Annotated in this window: 14 protein-coding genes; 5 read left to right on the plus strand and 9 right to left on the minus strand. The window is 57.2% G+C overall.

The window, feature by feature from the left end; genetic code table 11:
• From D777_RS10045 to D777_RS10055, 3 genes are all read left to right on the plus strand, one after another.
• Entirely contained in the window at nucleotides 1–2,175 is a 2,175-nt protein-coding gene (locus D777_RS10045; protein WP_036131581.1) for an EAL domain-containing protein, read from the plus strand.
• A 233-nt stretch (nucleotides 2,176–2,408) separates the two neighbouring features.
• The gene (locus tag D777_RS10050; RefSeq protein WP_036131584.1) at nucleotides 2,409–3,062 is read left to right on the plus strand and encodes a class I SAM-dependent methyltransferase; all 654 of its coding nucleotides are present in this window, start codon (nucleotides 2,409–2,411) and stop codon (nucleotides 3,060–3,062) included.
• Between the two features lie 45 nt (nucleotides 3,063–3,107).
• Nucleotides 3,108–4,115, plus strand: coding sequence for a DUF2156 domain-containing protein (locus D777_RS10055; RefSeq protein ID WP_036131586.1), 1,008 nt, complete (start codon nucleotides 3,108–3,110; stop codon nucleotides 4,113–4,115).
• Between the two features lies 1 nt (nucleotide 4,116).
• Here D777_RS10055 and murI read toward each other — a convergent pair whose 3' ends face one another.
• Nucleotides 4,117–4,953, minus strand: coding sequence for a glutamate racemase (gene murI / locus D777_RS10060; protein WP_036131588.1), 837 nt, complete (start codon nucleotides 4,951–4,953; stop codon nucleotides 4,117–4,119).
• Nucleotides 4,950–5,783: an NAD(+) diphosphatase gene (gene nudC, locus D777_RS10065; RefSeq protein WP_036131592.1), complete on the minus strand. Its 834-nt coding sequence runs from the start codon at nucleotides 5,781–5,783 to the stop codon at nucleotides 4,950–4,952. The genes murI and nudC overlap by 4 nt, the downstream gene beginning before the upstream one ends.
• Nucleotides 5,784–5,925: 142 nt before the next feature.
• Here nudC and plsB point away from each other — a divergent pair, with 142 nt between their 5' ends.
• Entirely contained in the window at nucleotides 5,926–8,394 is a 2,469-nt protein-coding gene (gene plsB, locus D777_RS10070; protein ID WP_036131596.1) for a glycerol-3-phosphate 1-O-acyltransferase PlsB, read from the plus strand.
• A gap of 9 nt (nucleotides 8,395–8,403) precedes the next feature.
• Here plsB and D777_RS10075 read toward each other — a convergent pair whose 3' ends face one another.
• The 6 genes from D777_RS10075 to ppc form a co-directional block, all read right to left on the minus strand.
• Entirely contained in the window at nucleotides 8,404–9,153 is a 750-nt protein-coding gene (locus D777_RS10075; RefSeq protein WP_264673443.1) for a class I SAM-dependent methyltransferase, read from the minus strand.
• An 80-nt stretch (nucleotides 9,154–9,233) separates the two neighbouring features.
• Nucleotides 9,234–9,599 (minus strand): hypothetical protein, encoded by a 366-nt coding sequence (locus D777_RS10080; protein ID WP_036131601.1) that lies wholly within the window; start codon nucleotides 9,597–9,599, stop codon nucleotides 9,234–9,236.
• A gap of 112 nt (nucleotides 9,600–9,711) precedes the next feature.
• Nucleotides 9,712–10,407, minus strand: coding sequence for a tRNA (adenosine(37)-N6)-threonylcarbamoyltransferase complex dimerization subunit type 1 TsaB (gene tsaB, locus D777_RS10085; protein ID WP_036131604.1), 696 nt, complete (start codon nucleotides 10,405–10,407; stop codon nucleotides 9,712–9,714).
• Between the two features lie 24 nt (nucleotides 10,408–10,431).
• Nucleotides 10,432–11,085, minus strand: coding sequence for an adenylate kinase (gene adk, locus D777_RS10090; RefSeq protein WP_036131607.1), 654 nt, complete (start codon nucleotides 11,083–11,085; stop codon nucleotides 10,432–10,434).
• Between the two features lie 242 nt (nucleotides 11,086–11,327).
• Nucleotides 11,328–12,698, minus strand: a complete 1,371-nt coding sequence (locus D777_RS10095) for an HDOD domain-containing protein (RefSeq protein ID WP_036131611.1) — start codon at nucleotides 12,696–12,698, stop codon at nucleotides 11,328–11,330.
• A 58-nt stretch (nucleotides 12,699–12,756) separates the two neighbouring features.
• Nucleotides 12,757–15,402 carry a phosphoenolpyruvate carboxylase gene (gene ppc / locus D777_RS10100; protein WP_081849526.1) on the minus strand — a complete coding sequence of 882 codons (2,646 nt, stop codon included), beginning with the start codon at nucleotides 15,400–15,402 and terminating at the stop codon, nucleotides 12,757–12,759.
• Between the two features lie 104 nt (nucleotides 15,403–15,506).
• Here ppc and D777_RS10105 point away from each other — a divergent pair, with 104 nt between their 5' ends.
• Nucleotides 15,507–15,740 (plus strand): hypothetical protein, encoded by a 234-nt coding sequence (locus D777_RS10105; RefSeq protein WP_036131617.1) that lies wholly within the window; start codon nucleotides 15,507–15,509, stop codon nucleotides 15,738–15,740.
• A 73-nt stretch (nucleotides 15,741–15,813) separates the two neighbouring features.
• On the opposite strand, the gene D777_RS10110 is transcribed toward D777_RS10105, so the two are convergent.
• Nucleotides 15,814–16,158, minus strand: coding sequence for a hypothetical protein (locus D777_RS10110; protein ID WP_036131620.1), 345 nt, complete (start codon nucleotides 16,156–16,158; stop codon nucleotides 15,814–15,816).
• Between the last annotated feature and the right edge of the window lie 23 nt (nucleotides 16,159–16,181).

The raw sequence follows: 16,181 nt of genomic DNA on the forward strand, positions 1-16,181 counted from the left end.
ATGGCACCTGAGCTCACTGACCAGCCTTTCAGTAACGGGTTTGCGGCAAAGATCCTTGTGGTGGACGACGAACCCCGTCTGCTCCGCTCCCTTTCATCCTTGCTGCAGGAGCGCGGCTATGAAGTCTCCGAAGCACTGGGAGGCCGCCAAGCCTGCGAACTTGTGAATTCACAAGCGTTCGACCTGGCTCTGCTGGATCTGCGCATGCCGGAAGTGGACGGGTTCGATGTCATGTCTCACATCGCCGACACCCAGCCGGACTGCGGCTGCATTGTGGTCAGCGGCGAAAGCTCCTTTACCGCGGTCAGCCGAGCCTTACGCCGGGGTGCCCTGGATTACATCCGCAAACCGTTTGACCCCGAGGAATTACTGGCCACGGTCGAAAGCGTAACCGGCAAGCAATCCTTGATAAAGGCCCACGAGCAGGTCCAGTTCCGCCTGGAGAAATCCGAGGCCCTGCACCGTTACATTGTCAACAGTTCCCCCGACATCGTCTTCATGCTCGACGAGAAGGGAAGGTTCTGCTTCGTCAACAGCAAGATAGAAAGCCTGCTGGGTTATCACCCGGCCGAGCTCTGCGGCCGCCATTTCCGTCACATCATCGATGACCGGGACCTGGCGCGTGGCACGTACGCCCTTCAGGGCCCCAATATTACCTCCGACAACCCGCGTACCCTGGAAGTCCGACTCAAGACTCGTGGCAGCCGACGCGCCACCCGACATTTTGAGATAACCGCCTTTCCTATCGATCCTCAGACCTGGCAACACACCGAGAACACTACCGGCAATTTCAACGGAAAAACGGCCCATTACTACGGAACTGCGCGGGACGTAACCGAGCGAAAGGAGGCGGAAGCCTTCATCAACTTCCAGGCCTATCACGACCTGTTGACCCGACTCCCGAACAGAGCCCTCTTCAAGGATCGACTGGAGCTGGCCATTACCCATGCGCGTCGCAATGGTCAGAAACTGGCCGTGATGTTTCTGGATCTGGACCGTTTCAAGGTCGTTAACGACACGCTGGGACACGCCATGGGAGACAGACTCCTACAAGCCGTTACCCACCGCCTTGAGAAATGCCTGCGCAAGGGGGATACGCTGTCCCGATTCGGTGGCGATGAATTCACCCTGCTCCTGCCCTCCATACACAGCCACGAGGATGCCAGGGGCATAGCAAAGAAGTTGATCGACGCCCTGAAAGCCCCCTTCCAGCTCGGGGATCACGAGGTTTTCGTTGGCGTGAGCATCGGCATTTCCCTGTTCCCCGATGCCGGGGATTCCATGGATCAGCTGATCCAGAATGCCGATATTGCGATGTACCATGTCAAAGCCAAGGGCAAAGACGGTTACCGGTTCTTCTCCGATAGCATGAGCATCGACACCGCGAACCGCCTCAACCTGGAACGAGACCTGCGCATGGCTCTGGAGCGCGATGAACTGCGCGTCTACTACCAGCCCCAGGTCTGTTCAAAGTCCAACCGGATTGTCGGTTTGGAGGCACTTGTACGCTGGCAGCACCCGGAGCGCGGACTGCTTTATCCACGGGACTTCCTGCCGTTGGCAGAGGAAACCCGGCTGATTGGCCTGCTCAGCGAGCGGGTTCTCGACAAAGCCTGCCAGGATGTTGGCCGATGGATTCGTGCCGGTCATCCCGATTTGCGCCTGGCCGTGAACCTCTCTCCGATTCAGGTGGAACACCCGAAGTTTGTCGAAACTCTGATGCAACGGGTCGCGGCGCACAACTTCCCTGCTGGCAACCTGGAAATCGAGATCACCGAAAATGTCATTATGAATGACCTCGAACAGATCAGTCAGAAACTCAGGGAACTGGCCGGCCTGGGCGTTCGTATAGCGATCGATGATTTCGGCACTGGTTACTCTTCCCTGAACTACATCCATCGCCTACCCATTCACACCCTCAAGGTGGACCAGTCCTTCGTAAAAGCCATCCGCAGCGGCGATGACGGCGCCTGCATTGTTAATGCAATTGTCGCCATGGCCCATGGTCTCAAGCTGGAAATTGTGGCCGAAGGCGTGGAGACCGATGAGCAGCTCGAATACCTGCGCGGCCTGGGCTGCCATCAGGTTCAGGGCTTCTTCTATGGCCCGGCCAGGCCCGCTCTCGAGATCTGCAAGGCGCTGGGACAGAGCACCGCGAGAGCCGTGGCTTTCTAGTCGGCATTATTGATTGTCCGACATTCCTATATAAAACCTTGACCCGGTTTGCAAAGTATTGCTGAACGTTACTTTGTGTATCCGGAAATGCGCATTACTGCACATAATTCCCCCACCCTGTTCTCTAAGCTCAATCTCACAGTCGTTGATCACCGAGGCCCCGGCATCGCCCGAGGCGAAAAACACAACAAAGGTGACAACATTCGGAGCAACAAGAACAGGCGGCAGTCATCATGCGCGACAAGTACAAGTACATTGGTCCGGTTTACGATTTCCTGAGCAACCTCTATAGCGGCAAGAGCATTCATCACTGCAAAACAGCGATGCTGGATGTGGAAACCGTCAAGCCGGGTGACAAGATTCTGTTTGCCGGTGTCGGCCATGGTCGCGACGCAATCCGAGCAGCAGAACTGGGCGCGGATGTCACGGTGGTTGATCTCTCAGAAACCATGCTGCGCAAATTTGGCGAAGCCCAGGTGAAGGAAGCACCGAACCTCACCATCCGCCGTATCCACAGCGACATCATGAAGGTCGAAGAATTTGAGCAATACGACATGGTCGTCGCCAATTTCTTCCTCAATGTTTTTGACGAAGACATGATGGTCAAGGTGCTGGAGCACCTGATCCGGCTCGGAAAAGCCGACGCACGGGTCGTCGTCGGAGACTTCTGCTACCCCACTGGCAACGTCGTCGCACGCATGTTCAAGAAGCTCTACTGGTATATGGCCGTGTTTACCTTCTGGCTGTTTGCCAACAACGCCTTCCACAAGATCTACAACTACCCCGAGCACATGAAAAAACTGGGGCTGGAGGTCACCGACAAAAAGCACTTCAAGTTGCTGAACATGGATTGCTACTGGTCGATCCTCGGGCGGAAGCAGGCGTAATCGGGCCATTCACCCGTTCAACAACAAAAAAAGGGGAGCATAGACATGTCGGATCAAATTCTTGCCCTGGAAGGACTTCAGGACCTCGCCGAGAGCAATTTCAGCTTCTCCGAGCGGGTCAGCTACCTGAAAAAGTACGGTGTGCATTCCCAGTCGTTCTCCACGCTCCAACCGGGAATGCAGTACTTTGATCTCCCCGGCATCGGCTACGTCGCGTACATGCGCAAGTGGGGTGGCACCTTTGTGCTGTCCGACCCGGTCTGCTCACCCGAAAACTTCCCGGTGATCCTCGAGCGCTTTCACAACCGTTTCCCCAACGCCAGCTACATTCAGGTATCCAAATCGGTCGTCGATTTCCTGCACCTGCGTTTTGGTCTTTATGGCACCCAGTTCGGCAGCGAATCCCGAATTGATCTCAGCAAATGGTCACTGTCCGGCAAAAAGAAGCAGATTCTGCGTACGGCACTGAACCAGGCTGAAAAGAACAACATTACCGTGAAGGAACGCTTCAGCGACGACCATACTCGGGAAATTTCCGAGGCCTGGATACGCACTCGGAAGTGCAAGAGCAACGAAATCCGTTTTCTGATCCGGCCAATGGAAATGGAATACCGGGAAAATGAGCGGCATTTTTACGCGTATCAGGATGGGAAAGCCGTCGGCTTCATCTATTTCGACCCGATCTACCGGAACAATGAGATCATCAGCTACGTGCCAAATATCTCCAGAGCCAACGCGGATTTCAGGCAAGGTATTTTCTACACGCTAATGGCCCATGCCATGGACGTGTTCAAAGCCGAAGGCGTGCCGTTTGTTGATTTGGGACTGATCCCCCTGTCTCTCGACAAGACCCCGGAACATCAGGAAAGCCGGCTCCTGAAGCGGCTTCTTCACACGGTCTATGAAAAGGGCAACTTCCTATACAACTTCAAGGGCCTGGAGTTTACGAAATCCCGCTTCCGCGGCGACAACTTCAAAACCTACTGCTGTCATCGGCGCTCCATTCCCGCACTGGAGTTTTTGGCCATGTTCAAACTGACCCGGTTGCTGTAACTCAGGCCGGGTTCCCGGACCAAGCACCGTGAATCACTTCGGGGCGCAAATCCAGTCCGGCCATGAACTCGGCCAGGCCCTCCGGCACTTTTCCTGAAAACAGCGCGGCCATCACCGGGGCCGCACGCCCGGGCTCGCCTACCCGAGCCACCCCAAGCTTGCCCAGTTCCTCAAGCAGGTGCGCCACACGACGAGCAATAGCCTCACCGGAATCCACCCAGAATTCCACTTGCGGCAATACCTGGCGCAGCGCGTCGAGAAGCAGAGGGTAATGAGTGCAGCCCAGGACAACGGTATCGACCCCTGCCTCGTTAAACACCGACACCGCCTCGGAAAGCGCCCGGTGGGGGACCTCCATACCGCGAACAGAATCTTCCACCCAACGCACCAGATCCGGGTGGCCGACACGCGAAATGTCGCAGTGGCTGGCAAACTCAGTAATCAGGTTCTCAAGATAAGGCCTGCGAATGGTCGCCGGCGTCGCCAACACACCGATACGGCCATTACGGGTTTTCGTGGCGGCAGGCTTGATAGCAGGCACAACCCCGACAACCGGCACTGAAATGGCTGCCCGGAGATGCGGAAGCACCACCGTACTCGCCGTGTTACAGGCAACAACAACCACATCACTCGGAAAGCACTCAAGCGTACCTGAAATCAGCCGCTCGCAGCGTTCGATGACAGTCGACTCTGACTGATCTCCGTAGGGGAATACGGCGTTATCCGCCAGGTAAACAAGCTCCACACCCGGAAGCTGATGTCGAATGCAGGCAGCCACGCTCAGGCCACCGACCCCTGAATCGAAAACCAGTACCCTGGGTAACTTGGCAGACTTCAAAGACCCTCACTCCCGTCACCACCAGACAGCTCTCGTTCCATCGCCTGAATCAGCGTCCCTGCAATGGTCGTTGCCGGAGGAACGGGTGGGGTCTGACCGGGCAGGAACCAATCTGCGTGCTCAATTTCATCCTCCTGCAACACCAACTCTCCCCCCAGATAGTCGGCAAAAAAGCCGACCATCAACTGGTGGGGGAATGGCCAGTGCTGGGAACCATGATAGCGAATATTGGTCACGTCGAGCCCCGTTTCTTCCCGGACCTCACGGGCAACGGCACCTTCGAGACTCTCTCCGGGCTCGACAAAACCGGCAATCAGGCTGTAAAAGTTTCCCTTCGCCCGAGTCGATTTCGCCAACAAGTACCGGGAATCACGGCGGATAACGACGATCACACAGGGTGCGAGGCGCGGATACCAGGGGATACCACAATGACCGCACCATTTGGCGCGCTCCCGCGGGTGAAACCCGGTCTCTTCCCCGCAACGGCCGCAGTACCGATGGTCCCGCCACCACTGCCAGACCTGGAAACCGGTACTCAGCAGATCCGTGGGCGCTTTCTCCCGCACCAACAGTGCCTCCCTCAGCGAGACTGGATCAAGCCCGGAAACCTCAGGTTTATCAACGCCAATGACATACACCCGCTGCTCGTTCAGGTAACCGAGGAACACGGCATGACTGAGGTCGAGCTTTCCCAGTAACAGGCTTACCGGAACCAGCCAGCCATGCTCCGGTTTCAAAACCGACTGCCCTGAAAGCACCAGCATAAAATCACCGTCTGCTGGTGGTTCTGTGGACCAGTCCGGCACCCAGCCTGTGTATGATTCGGTCATTGTCTGCATTTACCTGAGTGATAAGTAGGCCAAGCTGAAATGTAACACATTGCGGGAGCACCCAAGAACGGAAGCACGGCTTTCCGCCCACATCGCAACCAAGTAAACTTGGCACCTGTTTCAGTTACCGGAGCCACCTTATATGCGCATTTATCAGGGCATACGCAGCCTGATCCTGACACTTTTCCGCAAGATTCTGTTTCTCTGGGTCAGAACGGATGTCAGTGGCAACAGCCTTGAGTCTCTGGGACTGGATCCAAACAAACCCGTTTGCTATGTACTCCAATACCAATCCCTTTCCACACGCCTGGTTCTGGAACAGGAAGTGATTCGTGCCGGGCTCCCCGGGGCAACGGAAGCACTGCCGGTAAAAAACGCGCCCTCCCATTCCTTCTTCTTTCTGTACCAGCGGCTCGGAGGATTGTTCCAGAGGCGCCAGACACCGGTACCCACCAAGGAGTTCCGGGCCCTGGTCCGTTATGGTCTGGAAAATCCGGAAGAAGATGTCCAGATTGTTCCAGTGTCTCTCTTCTGGGGCCGCTCTCCAGACAAGGAAAAATCTCTGGTCAAGCTGCTTCTCTCCGACACCTGGTCGGTTGCCGGCCGGTTGCAGAAGCTACTGATTATCATGGTTCACGGGCGTAACACCTATGTTCAATTCAATCAGGCACTGTCCCTGACCCAGGTGGTTGAAGAATACCGGAACTCCGAGGAGCGGGCACAGCGAAAACTCGCCCGGATCCTGCGCACACACTTCCGCCGGGTGCGCCAGGCGGTACTCGGCCCCGACCTGTCCCACCGCCGGACTCTGGTCGGCGGCCTGGTGCGCACCCAGGCCGTCAAAGAAGCCATTCGAGAAACAGCGGCAAAGGACGACATTCCACCGGAGAAAGTCCGCGCCAAAGCGTGGAAATATGCCGACGAGATTGCCGCCAGCATGTCCATTGTCACCATACGTTTCCTGGAAGTGGTGCTGGGCTGGCTCTGGAACAAGATCTATAACGGCATCGCCATTAACAACATCCGTGAAGTAAAGGAAGTTGCGCAAGACAACGCTGTGGTTTACGTGCCCTGCCACCGTTCTCATATCGATTATCTGCTGCTGTCCTACGTACTCTACAAGAACGGTCTGATGCCGCCCCACATCGCCGCCGGTATCAACCTGAATATGCCGATTGTTGGCCCGATTCTGCGTCGCGGTGGAGCCTTTTTCATGCGCCGCAGTTTCAAGGACAACCCGCTATACGCCACCGTCTTCAATGAATACATGCACGTCATGTTTTCCCGGGGCTATTCCGTGGAGTATTTCGTCGAGGGTGGCCGCAGCCGGACAGGCCGTATGCTGCAACCCCGGCCTGGCATGCTTGCTATGACCGTGCGTAGCTTTCTCCGGGACCATCGCAAGCCAATCGTGTTTGTCCCGGTGTATATCGGCTATGAAAAGGTCATGGAGGGACGCTCCTATCTGGGTGAGCTCAGGGGCAAGAAGAAGCAGAAAGAAAGTGTATTCGGACTGGCCAAGACGGTCCGTAAGCTGAGCAACTCCTTCGGTCGGGTGGCCGTCAACTTTGGCGATGCCATTCCTCTTTCCGAGGTGCTGGATGAGGTCCACGAGAGTTGGCGCAAGGAAGCCTACGACGCCGAATACCGGCCCGCCTGGCTGAACAGGGCTGTGGATGAGCTCGCGCTTCGGGTCGCTTCCAACATCAACGCCTCGGTAGCCGTCAATCCCATTGGCATCACTGCAACCGTTCTCCTGGGCACCGATCGGCTTGCGATGGATGAGGGTCAGCTGATCCGTTTGATGGACCAGTTTGCCGGCCTGCTGAAAGCATACCCCTATGCCGAGACCGTTACATTGCCCGAGGGCAATGGCCGGGACTGGGTGGCCTATTGCGAGAACATGGGGCTGGTGGCTCGCCAGCCCCAGAAGCTTGGCGACATCATTGCCCTGGAAGGCAGTAACGCCATTCTGATGACGTACTACCGGAACAACATCCAGCACTTGTTCGCCCTGCCGTCGCTGGTGGCCAGCCTGTTCGAAAACAAGGATTCCCTGCGCCGGGACAAAGTGGTATTCCTGGCCGGCGTCGCCTATCCCTATCTGCAGTCCGAGCTGTTCCTGAAGTATGAGCCGGAAGAGGCAGAGCGGGTGATCAATCAGTGGATAGATGTTCTGATTGAGAGAGGGCTGCTGAAGGCTCTGCCGGATGACCGCATCGGTCGACCGGAGGAAGGCACGGAAGCCATGTTGCGCCTGCGAGTGCTATCACGCTTCATTATCCAGACCCTGGAACGCTACCACATTGCCCTGGGCATTCTTCGCAAATACGGCTCCGGTAAGCTCAGCGCCGCCGAGCTGGAAGAACAAAGCACCCTGCTCGCCGAGCGTATGTCGATCCTTTTCGGCCTGAACGCCCCTGAATTCTTTGACAAGAGCCTGTTCCGCAACTTCATTGCCAACCTTCAGAAAAACGGCGTGATCACGACCGATGAGAATGGCTTGATCTGCTATGGAGAGGGTCTGGATGAGGTAGCCGAAGACGCGAGATTGGTGCTCAGCGTCGAAAAACGCCAGGCCATTCAGCAAGTGACCATGCTGGGCGCATGACCCCGGGCGCTAGCCTGTGGGCAGCGCCTTGATCGAATACACATCGTACCGGCTACTCTTCCCCTCAATTCGGGTCGCCGGTTCAGGTCCCTCGATGGCGGACGCCTTCCGCGGCCGCTTGACCACGACGCGATAAGTCGCTGCGGCCAGCGCCGCAGACAACAGGCGCTCCGAGTCATCGTCATCGCCAACGATCATCCGGAACACCTGCATTTCCTTTTTTACCAGCGCCGATTTATCCCGGTGAGGGAACATGGGGTCCAGATAGATCACGTCGGCAACACCCTCGGAGGCAGAGGATAGCCAGTCTATACTGCTGCCCTCCCGCAAGGTCATCCGTTCAATGATTGGCGCGCAGTCAACGTTCAGGGCAGCCCTGGCCAGACCATCTTCCAGCAGCGCGTGTATCACAGGGTTACGCTCAAACAGCGTTACTCGGCAACCGAGACTGGCGAGCACAAAGGCGTCCTGACCCAGCCCGGCGGTCGCGTCCAGAACATGGAGAGTTGCTTTCGTTTTCTGCAACCCGACAGCCTTGGCCACGAGCTGGCCGGCACCACCACCGTGTTCACGGCGGTACCTCATCTTACCGGAGACAAATTCGGCTCGGACCGGACCGGGTGCGCCCTTGCCCGTCAGCTGCAGCCCGAGGCCATGCTCATCAAGAAACAGGAGTACAGGAACATCGCGGATGTCTTTCGGGCGCACGACCCCCAGGTTTTTCACCGCCAGGGACTGGCTAAGAGCCTCCGCCTGCATACCATCGCCGAGCGCGCTGCGCCCGACCGCCAGTTGTTGCAAATAGGTCAAAGGATTTGGCTCTGCAGAAAAATCGGACATCAGACCAGGATATCAATGCCCGCAAGCACACCCTCACCAGAGGATTCCTGGCCTGCGGATGCAACAGTCGCAAATGTGGACAGCGCTTTAGCGGTTGGCAGGGGCACCTCATCGGCCCGAAAGCGCTCAAGACGGGCATCTTCTGCGGCCCGTCGGGCCTCGATCCGGCGCTCTGACTGCTCTCCTCCACCCACTCGCTGGGAAGCGGATTCCTGCAGGCCCGCACCAAGATCCCGGCGGACCGCGTCAGCCGGCTTCTCAGGAGAGGACGCCGGTGCGCTGACCGTATCGCCACGATCCCTGGCAGGGTTATTGGTGCCGGTCTGGTAACCGTAGTTGCCACTGGGGTTAATACCGCCAATCATCGATAAGATACCGCTGGCTCAGTGAACGGAATACTGGAACAAAGAGTATGGAAGAATACGGACGGGAAAGAAAGATGCCTGGTCACATTTTGTACGACCCAGACACCCCCTTTTAACGACCAGGCAGTTTTTTCCAGGCCACTTCATCCCGGATATACACGGGCTGCGCCTTGTCGGCGGACACGGTCGCGCCGCTCTCAGCGGCATGGATCGCCAGGCGAGCAACCCCGGAAGCTCTCGGCACCAGCGACTCGATGCTGTCCGGTACGGCATTGGATACAGCCCCGGGCATGTCTGCCCGGAACTGCCAGCCGGGCCCGGCGCCAACCCAGCGGCCGGAACAGGACTCAAGGGACACCATAGAGGGCGGGCAAACTTGCTCCTCTCCGAGCAACACTGGCAGCCCGTCGGCACAACCGAAACAGCCCCAGTAGACTTCCCCCATACGCGCATCAAAGGCAACGGCAACGGCATCGCCCTCGGCGAGGCCAAATTGGTCGATTGCACCGACGGCCACCGCGGCAAGGGATGAGACCGGTACCACAGGAATATCCAGCCCCCAGGCCAATCCCTGCACCACGCCCGTTGCAATCCGTATACCGGTAAAGGAGCCCGGGCCGCAGGCGAATGCCAGTGCATCAAGCTCGGATGGGGTAAGATTTTTCTCGGCGAGCAACTCCCGCACCATCGGCATCAATAGCCGGGTATGACCTCTGGGAGCGATTTCAAAACGCTCTGTGATCTCACCATCATCAAGAAGGGCTGCCGAGCAGCCCCCCGATGATGTATCAAGCGCCAGTAGTTTCACGGACGTGAGCGGCCTCGATCGTAGTTACTTGAGTTGGGACAGGATCTGGTCGCGAATGCTGTCCAGGCTGCCAACCCCTTCGACACGCACATACTTGGGTGCCGCAGCGGCGTCCTTGGATGCCCAACCCTGGTAGAAATCAACCAGCGGAGCAGTTTGCTCATGGTATATGGACAGACGCTTGCGAATCGTCGCTTCCTGATCGTCTTCACGCTGAATCAGCGGCTCGCCAGTTTCATCGTCCTTACCTTCGACCTTGGGCGGATCGTACTTGACGTGGTAGATCCGGCCACTGCCCTCATGGACACGACGGCCGGAAAGACGACTCACGATCTCTTCATCATCAACCGCAATCTCTACCACATAGTCGATATCGATGCCCTGATCCTTGAGCGCTTCGGCCTGGGGAATGGTGCGCGGGAAACCATCCAGCAGGAAGCCATTCTTGCAGTCCGGCTGCTGAACGCGCTCTTCAATCAGGGCGATGATGATATCGTCAGAGACCAGGCCACCAGAAGCCATGACTTCCTTCACCTGCAGGCCAAGCTCGGACTCGGCCTTGACCGCTGCCCGCAGCATGTCACCGGTGGAGATCTGGGGAATGTCATAACGCTCAGTAATGAACTGGGCCTGAGTCCCCTTACCGGCGCCCGGTGCGCCTAACATGATGATTCGCATAACGCTGTGCTCCCAATTTAGTCATTATCGTTTGAAAAGTTGCGGCAAAAATCCCCGTCTTTGCGACAACCTCTCCACCGTCCACAAACCGTGGTCACGCGCGCCGCCGAAATCGGCGAAGGCGCATTATACGAAGTCAGCCTCCTTAGAGAAAGTCGACCTCCGTATCATGAGAGAAAGTCGACCTCCGTATCATGCGCATAATCGGGAATATGGCGGCTCGCTCAACAGCCGCCAAACTGTCAGGACGAGAGTGATCGGGCCATAGCGTCCAGATCGTCGGACACCCGATCAATCTCGGCATTGAACTCGTCCACCTTCAAGGCATCCAGGCCAAGACTTTCGAGTAGAGAGGGAATATCGTCTTCGTTGAATTCATCACCGACACCCCGCTGTTTTAACAGCGCGTTGGCCAACTGAACCATGATCACATAGTTTTCGTGTTCCCCGTGATAGCCCGGATTCTGATGCATACCAGCCGCCTTGATAACAGGATCTGGCAGCTGCCAAAGCTTGTGCAGAATGCCACCGATCGCACCATGCCCAACAGCAAGGACAGGTTCGTTCTCACCATGACCAAACACCTGCTGCTCCAGCGAGTGCATGCTCGCCTCCGGATTGTCTTCGCGCAGAGTATTCAGCTCCTCGAATTCACCCGGAAACAGGTGTCCAACCAGCAGAAGACCGAAGTTATGCAGCAAACCGCACAGGTAAGCCAGCCCTTTGTCGGCGGAGCAGTGCGGTGCGATGCTCTGGCAGAGGAAGGCACAGTAAAGCGAATGACGCCAAAAATTATCCATCCCAAGCATGCCGTGCCGCGGGACGTCGAACGCCCGGACCGAAGCAATCCCCAAGGCAATATGGGCCACCCGGTCAAAGCCCAGTACCCGAGTCACCGCTTCCTGCACAGAATTGATCTGCCCCGGGTAGTTGAACAGCGCCGATCGGGCATAGCGCATGACCTGGGCGGTCAGGCTGGGATCAAATTCAATGAGTTCACCCAGTTCCTTGGCGGTGGCCTCCGAGTTGGCAGTCAGGCGCAGGATACGCAGCGCGAGTGCCGGCATGGGAGGCAGCCGGTACAGTTTCTGGAGTTTATCCGCCACTTCCTCAAGCGTCAGCGCCTCCCGATCACCATTTCCCTGTCCACGAATCACCAGGTGGCCGCGGCGGCTGCCAGCAAGCGCCAGCCTCAGGGAGCGTCCGTCCATTTCCACCAGACCGCGATCCGTTCCGCCCGTGAACAGCACCCGGTCCGCCGTGGTGACATCTTCATCCACCAGCACCTGCAATTCATAAGCAGCACCAATGGGCGGCGTAAATCCAGGATCACAATCGCTGAACAGTCGACTGGTCTGGCGCGCCGTCAGGGGCTGAAGGCGCCTACCGGTCATTTCCTGAACGGCATCCAGATCAAGGGTGCTGTCAAACATATGCACCACCATCACCACACCACTGATATCAATCAGCAGCGTTGCCTGAATGAACTCGCTTTGCGGTTGCCCGGAGGCAATCACCGCGGCACCCAGATTGGTCACCTGATCGATGGACAAATCCGAAAAGGCGATGCCTTTTCGCGCTAGAAAACGTTCCAGTCTTGCAGCAAGCGCCACTACCTACTCCTGTGATCCGTGAGCCGAAAACAAGCACGGCTCTTCACCAATCCCTAGTTTACCCTGTATTGCGCATTCCTGCTGCGATACCCGCCATGGTGACTTTCAAAGCTCGCTCCACCAATTCGGGCACCTCACCCTTACCCTCACTCTCCCGATCCCGACGCAACAACTCGGCCTGGAGATAATGCAACGGATCGGTATAAGGATTACGAACCCGCATGGAGTGGGCGAAAACTGGCTCATCTTCCAGCAGGTCGTCCTGCTGCTTCAGCTCCAGCAGTCGTTGGATACAGCCCTGCAAACGCGTTCGAAGATCTGCCCCCAGAGCCTGCAGCTCCTCATCATCCAGCAGCGTTTGCTCGTAGTAACTGGCAATTCGCAGATCCGCCTTGGCGAGCACCATTTCCAGCATATCCACGTAGGTGCGGAAGAACGGCCACCCGTTCATCATCGACCTCAACACATCAAAACGGTGGTCCCGGGCCGCTTCTTCCAGGGCCACGTCACTGCCCAGCCAACTCGGCAGCATGAGTCGCATCTGGGTCCAGGCAAATATCCAGGGAATGGCACGGAGACTTTCCACCCCACCGGTGGCCTTACGCCGGGCGGGACGGCTTCCAAGTGCCAGTTTACCCAGAGCCTGCTCTGGCGTTACCTGGCGGAAATAGGGAACAAAGTCCGGGTTTTCCCGCACCACATCCCGATAGGCCTTCAGAGATCGTTCTGTCAGCCAGTCCATGGTTTCCCGCCAGTCATCCTCAGGCTTGGGAGGCGGCGCCAGCGTTGCTTCGATGACTGCGGTGGTATAGAGCGTCAGACTCTGGATCGCAAGCTGTGGCAAACCAAACTTGAAACGGATCATCTCACCCTGCTCAGTGATCCGGAAACTCCCGTTCACCGATCCCGGAGGCTGGGACAGGATTGCCCGGTTTGCCGGGCCTCCGCCACGGCCCACAGTGCCTCCCCGACCATGGAAGAGGGTCAGGTGCACACCATACTGATGGGCAACGTGCGTCAGCTGTTCCTGGGCCTGGTACTGCGCCCAGGCCGCCATCAACTGGCCGGCATCCTTGGAAGAATCCGAGTAACCGATCATCACTTCCTGCTGACCCTGGCAATATTCCCGGTACCACTCGACCTCATACAATGCCGCCATGCTCTCTGGCGCACCCCGCAGATCATCCAGCGTCTCAAACAGGGGAACCACGCGCATTGGAAACTTCATTCCCGATTCCCTGAGCAGCAAAATAACGCTGAGCACATCCGAAGGCTTACTGGCCATGGAGATGACATAGGAACCAAGCGCCTGAGGCGTTTGCCGAGCCACTACATCGCACGTCGCCAGCACTTCCTTCACCGGGGCGGACGGTTCCCAGTTTCTCGGTACCAGGGGGCGGCGGCCCTGGAGCTCGCCAATCAAAAATTCCTGCCGCTCTTTCTCCGACCATGACAGGTAGTCGCCAAGCCCGAGGTAATCCACCATTTCAGCCACCGCGTCGGCATGACGCGATGCTTCCTGCCGGATATCCAGGCGAATCAGCGGCAAACCAAAGGTATGCGCCCGGCGCAGCGTATCTAACAGCGGGCCGTTTGCGATGCTTTCCAGACCACAGTCGACCAGCGACCGATAGCACAGTTCCAGCGGCGCGGTGAGATCCTGATTTTCAAACAGGATATCCGTTGCGTCGGCAACCTCGCCGTTGATGCTGGCCTCAGCCCAGTCCCGGGTACGAATCAACCTCTCACGAAGTGCGCCGAGAACCTGGCGGTAGGGCTCACGCACATCGCCAACCTGCTCCCGCAGCTCGTCACTGGCCTGCCACATGGAAAGTTCTGCTCTCAGGGACTGAATATCCCGAAGGTATAGGTCCGCCGCCATCCACCGGCCCAGGAGAAAGACCTCGCGGGTGACGTCATGAGTCACGTTCGGATTGCCATCGCGATCCCCACCCATCCACGAAGCGATACGGATCGGCGAGGCGTCCAGAGGCAGCCCCCTGCCCGTGGCATCAATCAGAGAGGTGTCCAGGTTGCGCAGAAATCTGGGGAGCGCCTGCCAGAGACTGTTCTCAATGACGGCAAACCCCCATTTTGCTTCATCGACCGCCGTCGGCCTTTCATGTCGAATTTCATCGGTGTGCCAGGCTTCCGTAATCAGTTGGGAGATGCGACTGATAATTTCATCCCGCTCGGCCGGCATCAGATCGTCATGATCCAGCTTGCCAAGGCAGTCAGACATCTCGTCGTATTTCATGATCAGCGTTCGACGGGTGACTTCGGTCGGATGAGCTGTCAGTACGAATTCGATGCGGAGGTCGGCGACACGTCGATGCAACTCCTCCGGACTGATACCGCCCTCCGACAGGCGACCAAAGACATCGCTCAGAGACTCGACCATCAAGTCTGACTGATGACCGCGTTTGCGCCGGATACCATGATACTGCTCAGCCAGGTTGGCAAGGTTCAAAAACTGGTTGAACGCACGTGTCACAGGAAGCAGTTCGTCATCACTCAGCTTGCGAAGCAGGCTCACAAGCCGTTGCCCGGAACCGCTTTCCTGCCGCCGGTCGGCCTTGGCCGCTGCCCGGATCTCCTCAATCAGCTCATAACAGGCTTGCCCTGGATACTTCTGGATACTCTGGCCCAGGAGTTCACCCAGCATACGTACGTTTTCTCGAAGATCAGGATGTAGCTCAGTCACATTGGCGTCCTTTTGAATTGACGGAGGCAAAGTAAACTTACGATACTAAGGAACAGACGAGAAAGTCTATTGGCGATTAAAGCCTGAAGCCGCAAGGAGTTTTCATGAAAGTAACTGATTTGCCGAAGCACTGGGAAAAGAAGAAAGAGCCGGTTGAGCGGACCCATGACTACAACCTGCGGCTGCCGCTGGAAGACGCCGCGCGCATCGCCGCACTGGCCGAACTTTACCCGGACAGAAACGAGAGCGATATTCTCAATGACATGATTGCTGCAGCGCTGGATGATCTGGTACGGCAGAGTCCGCTTAAAGACAAGCTGGAAGGTAAAGACAAGTAAGCTGAGGGAGTGGCCGTGGCCACTCCGCAGGAGTTTCGTCCGTTCGCGGGGATCGTCGCTCAGTGCGACAATGTCAGGCGACGGATTCGATCAGATTCGCTTTGAGCCGCTGGATATGCTTCTGGCTCAGGCTCACAAATTTCGGCGTCAGCCCCTGATCCTCGTAGATCTCAAAGCCGTCCTCATCGTAAGCCACCACTTTCGACCCCTGAACATACGGAAAGCTGGTTTCCATTTCGTCCAGTGAAGCGGAAATCAAATCCCGCATCAGATCCTGTGGCGATTTCATCGGATACAACGCCGCCAGTTTTTCGAGGCGTTTGTGATGCTGGTCGGACAACGCCATAAAATAGGCGTCTCGGGTCAGCCGACCGCGCGCGTGCTTGTCCCAATACTTGACCAGATCCTTGATTTTCATGGTGCCTTCACTCCTGCATCTTA

It is taken from the genome of Marinobacter nitratireducens (genome assembly GCF_000708045.1).
In the GTDB taxonomy this organism is placed as follows: domain Bacteria; phylum Pseudomonadota; class Gammaproteobacteria; order Pseudomonadales; family Oleiphilaceae; genus Marinobacter; species Marinobacter nitratireducens.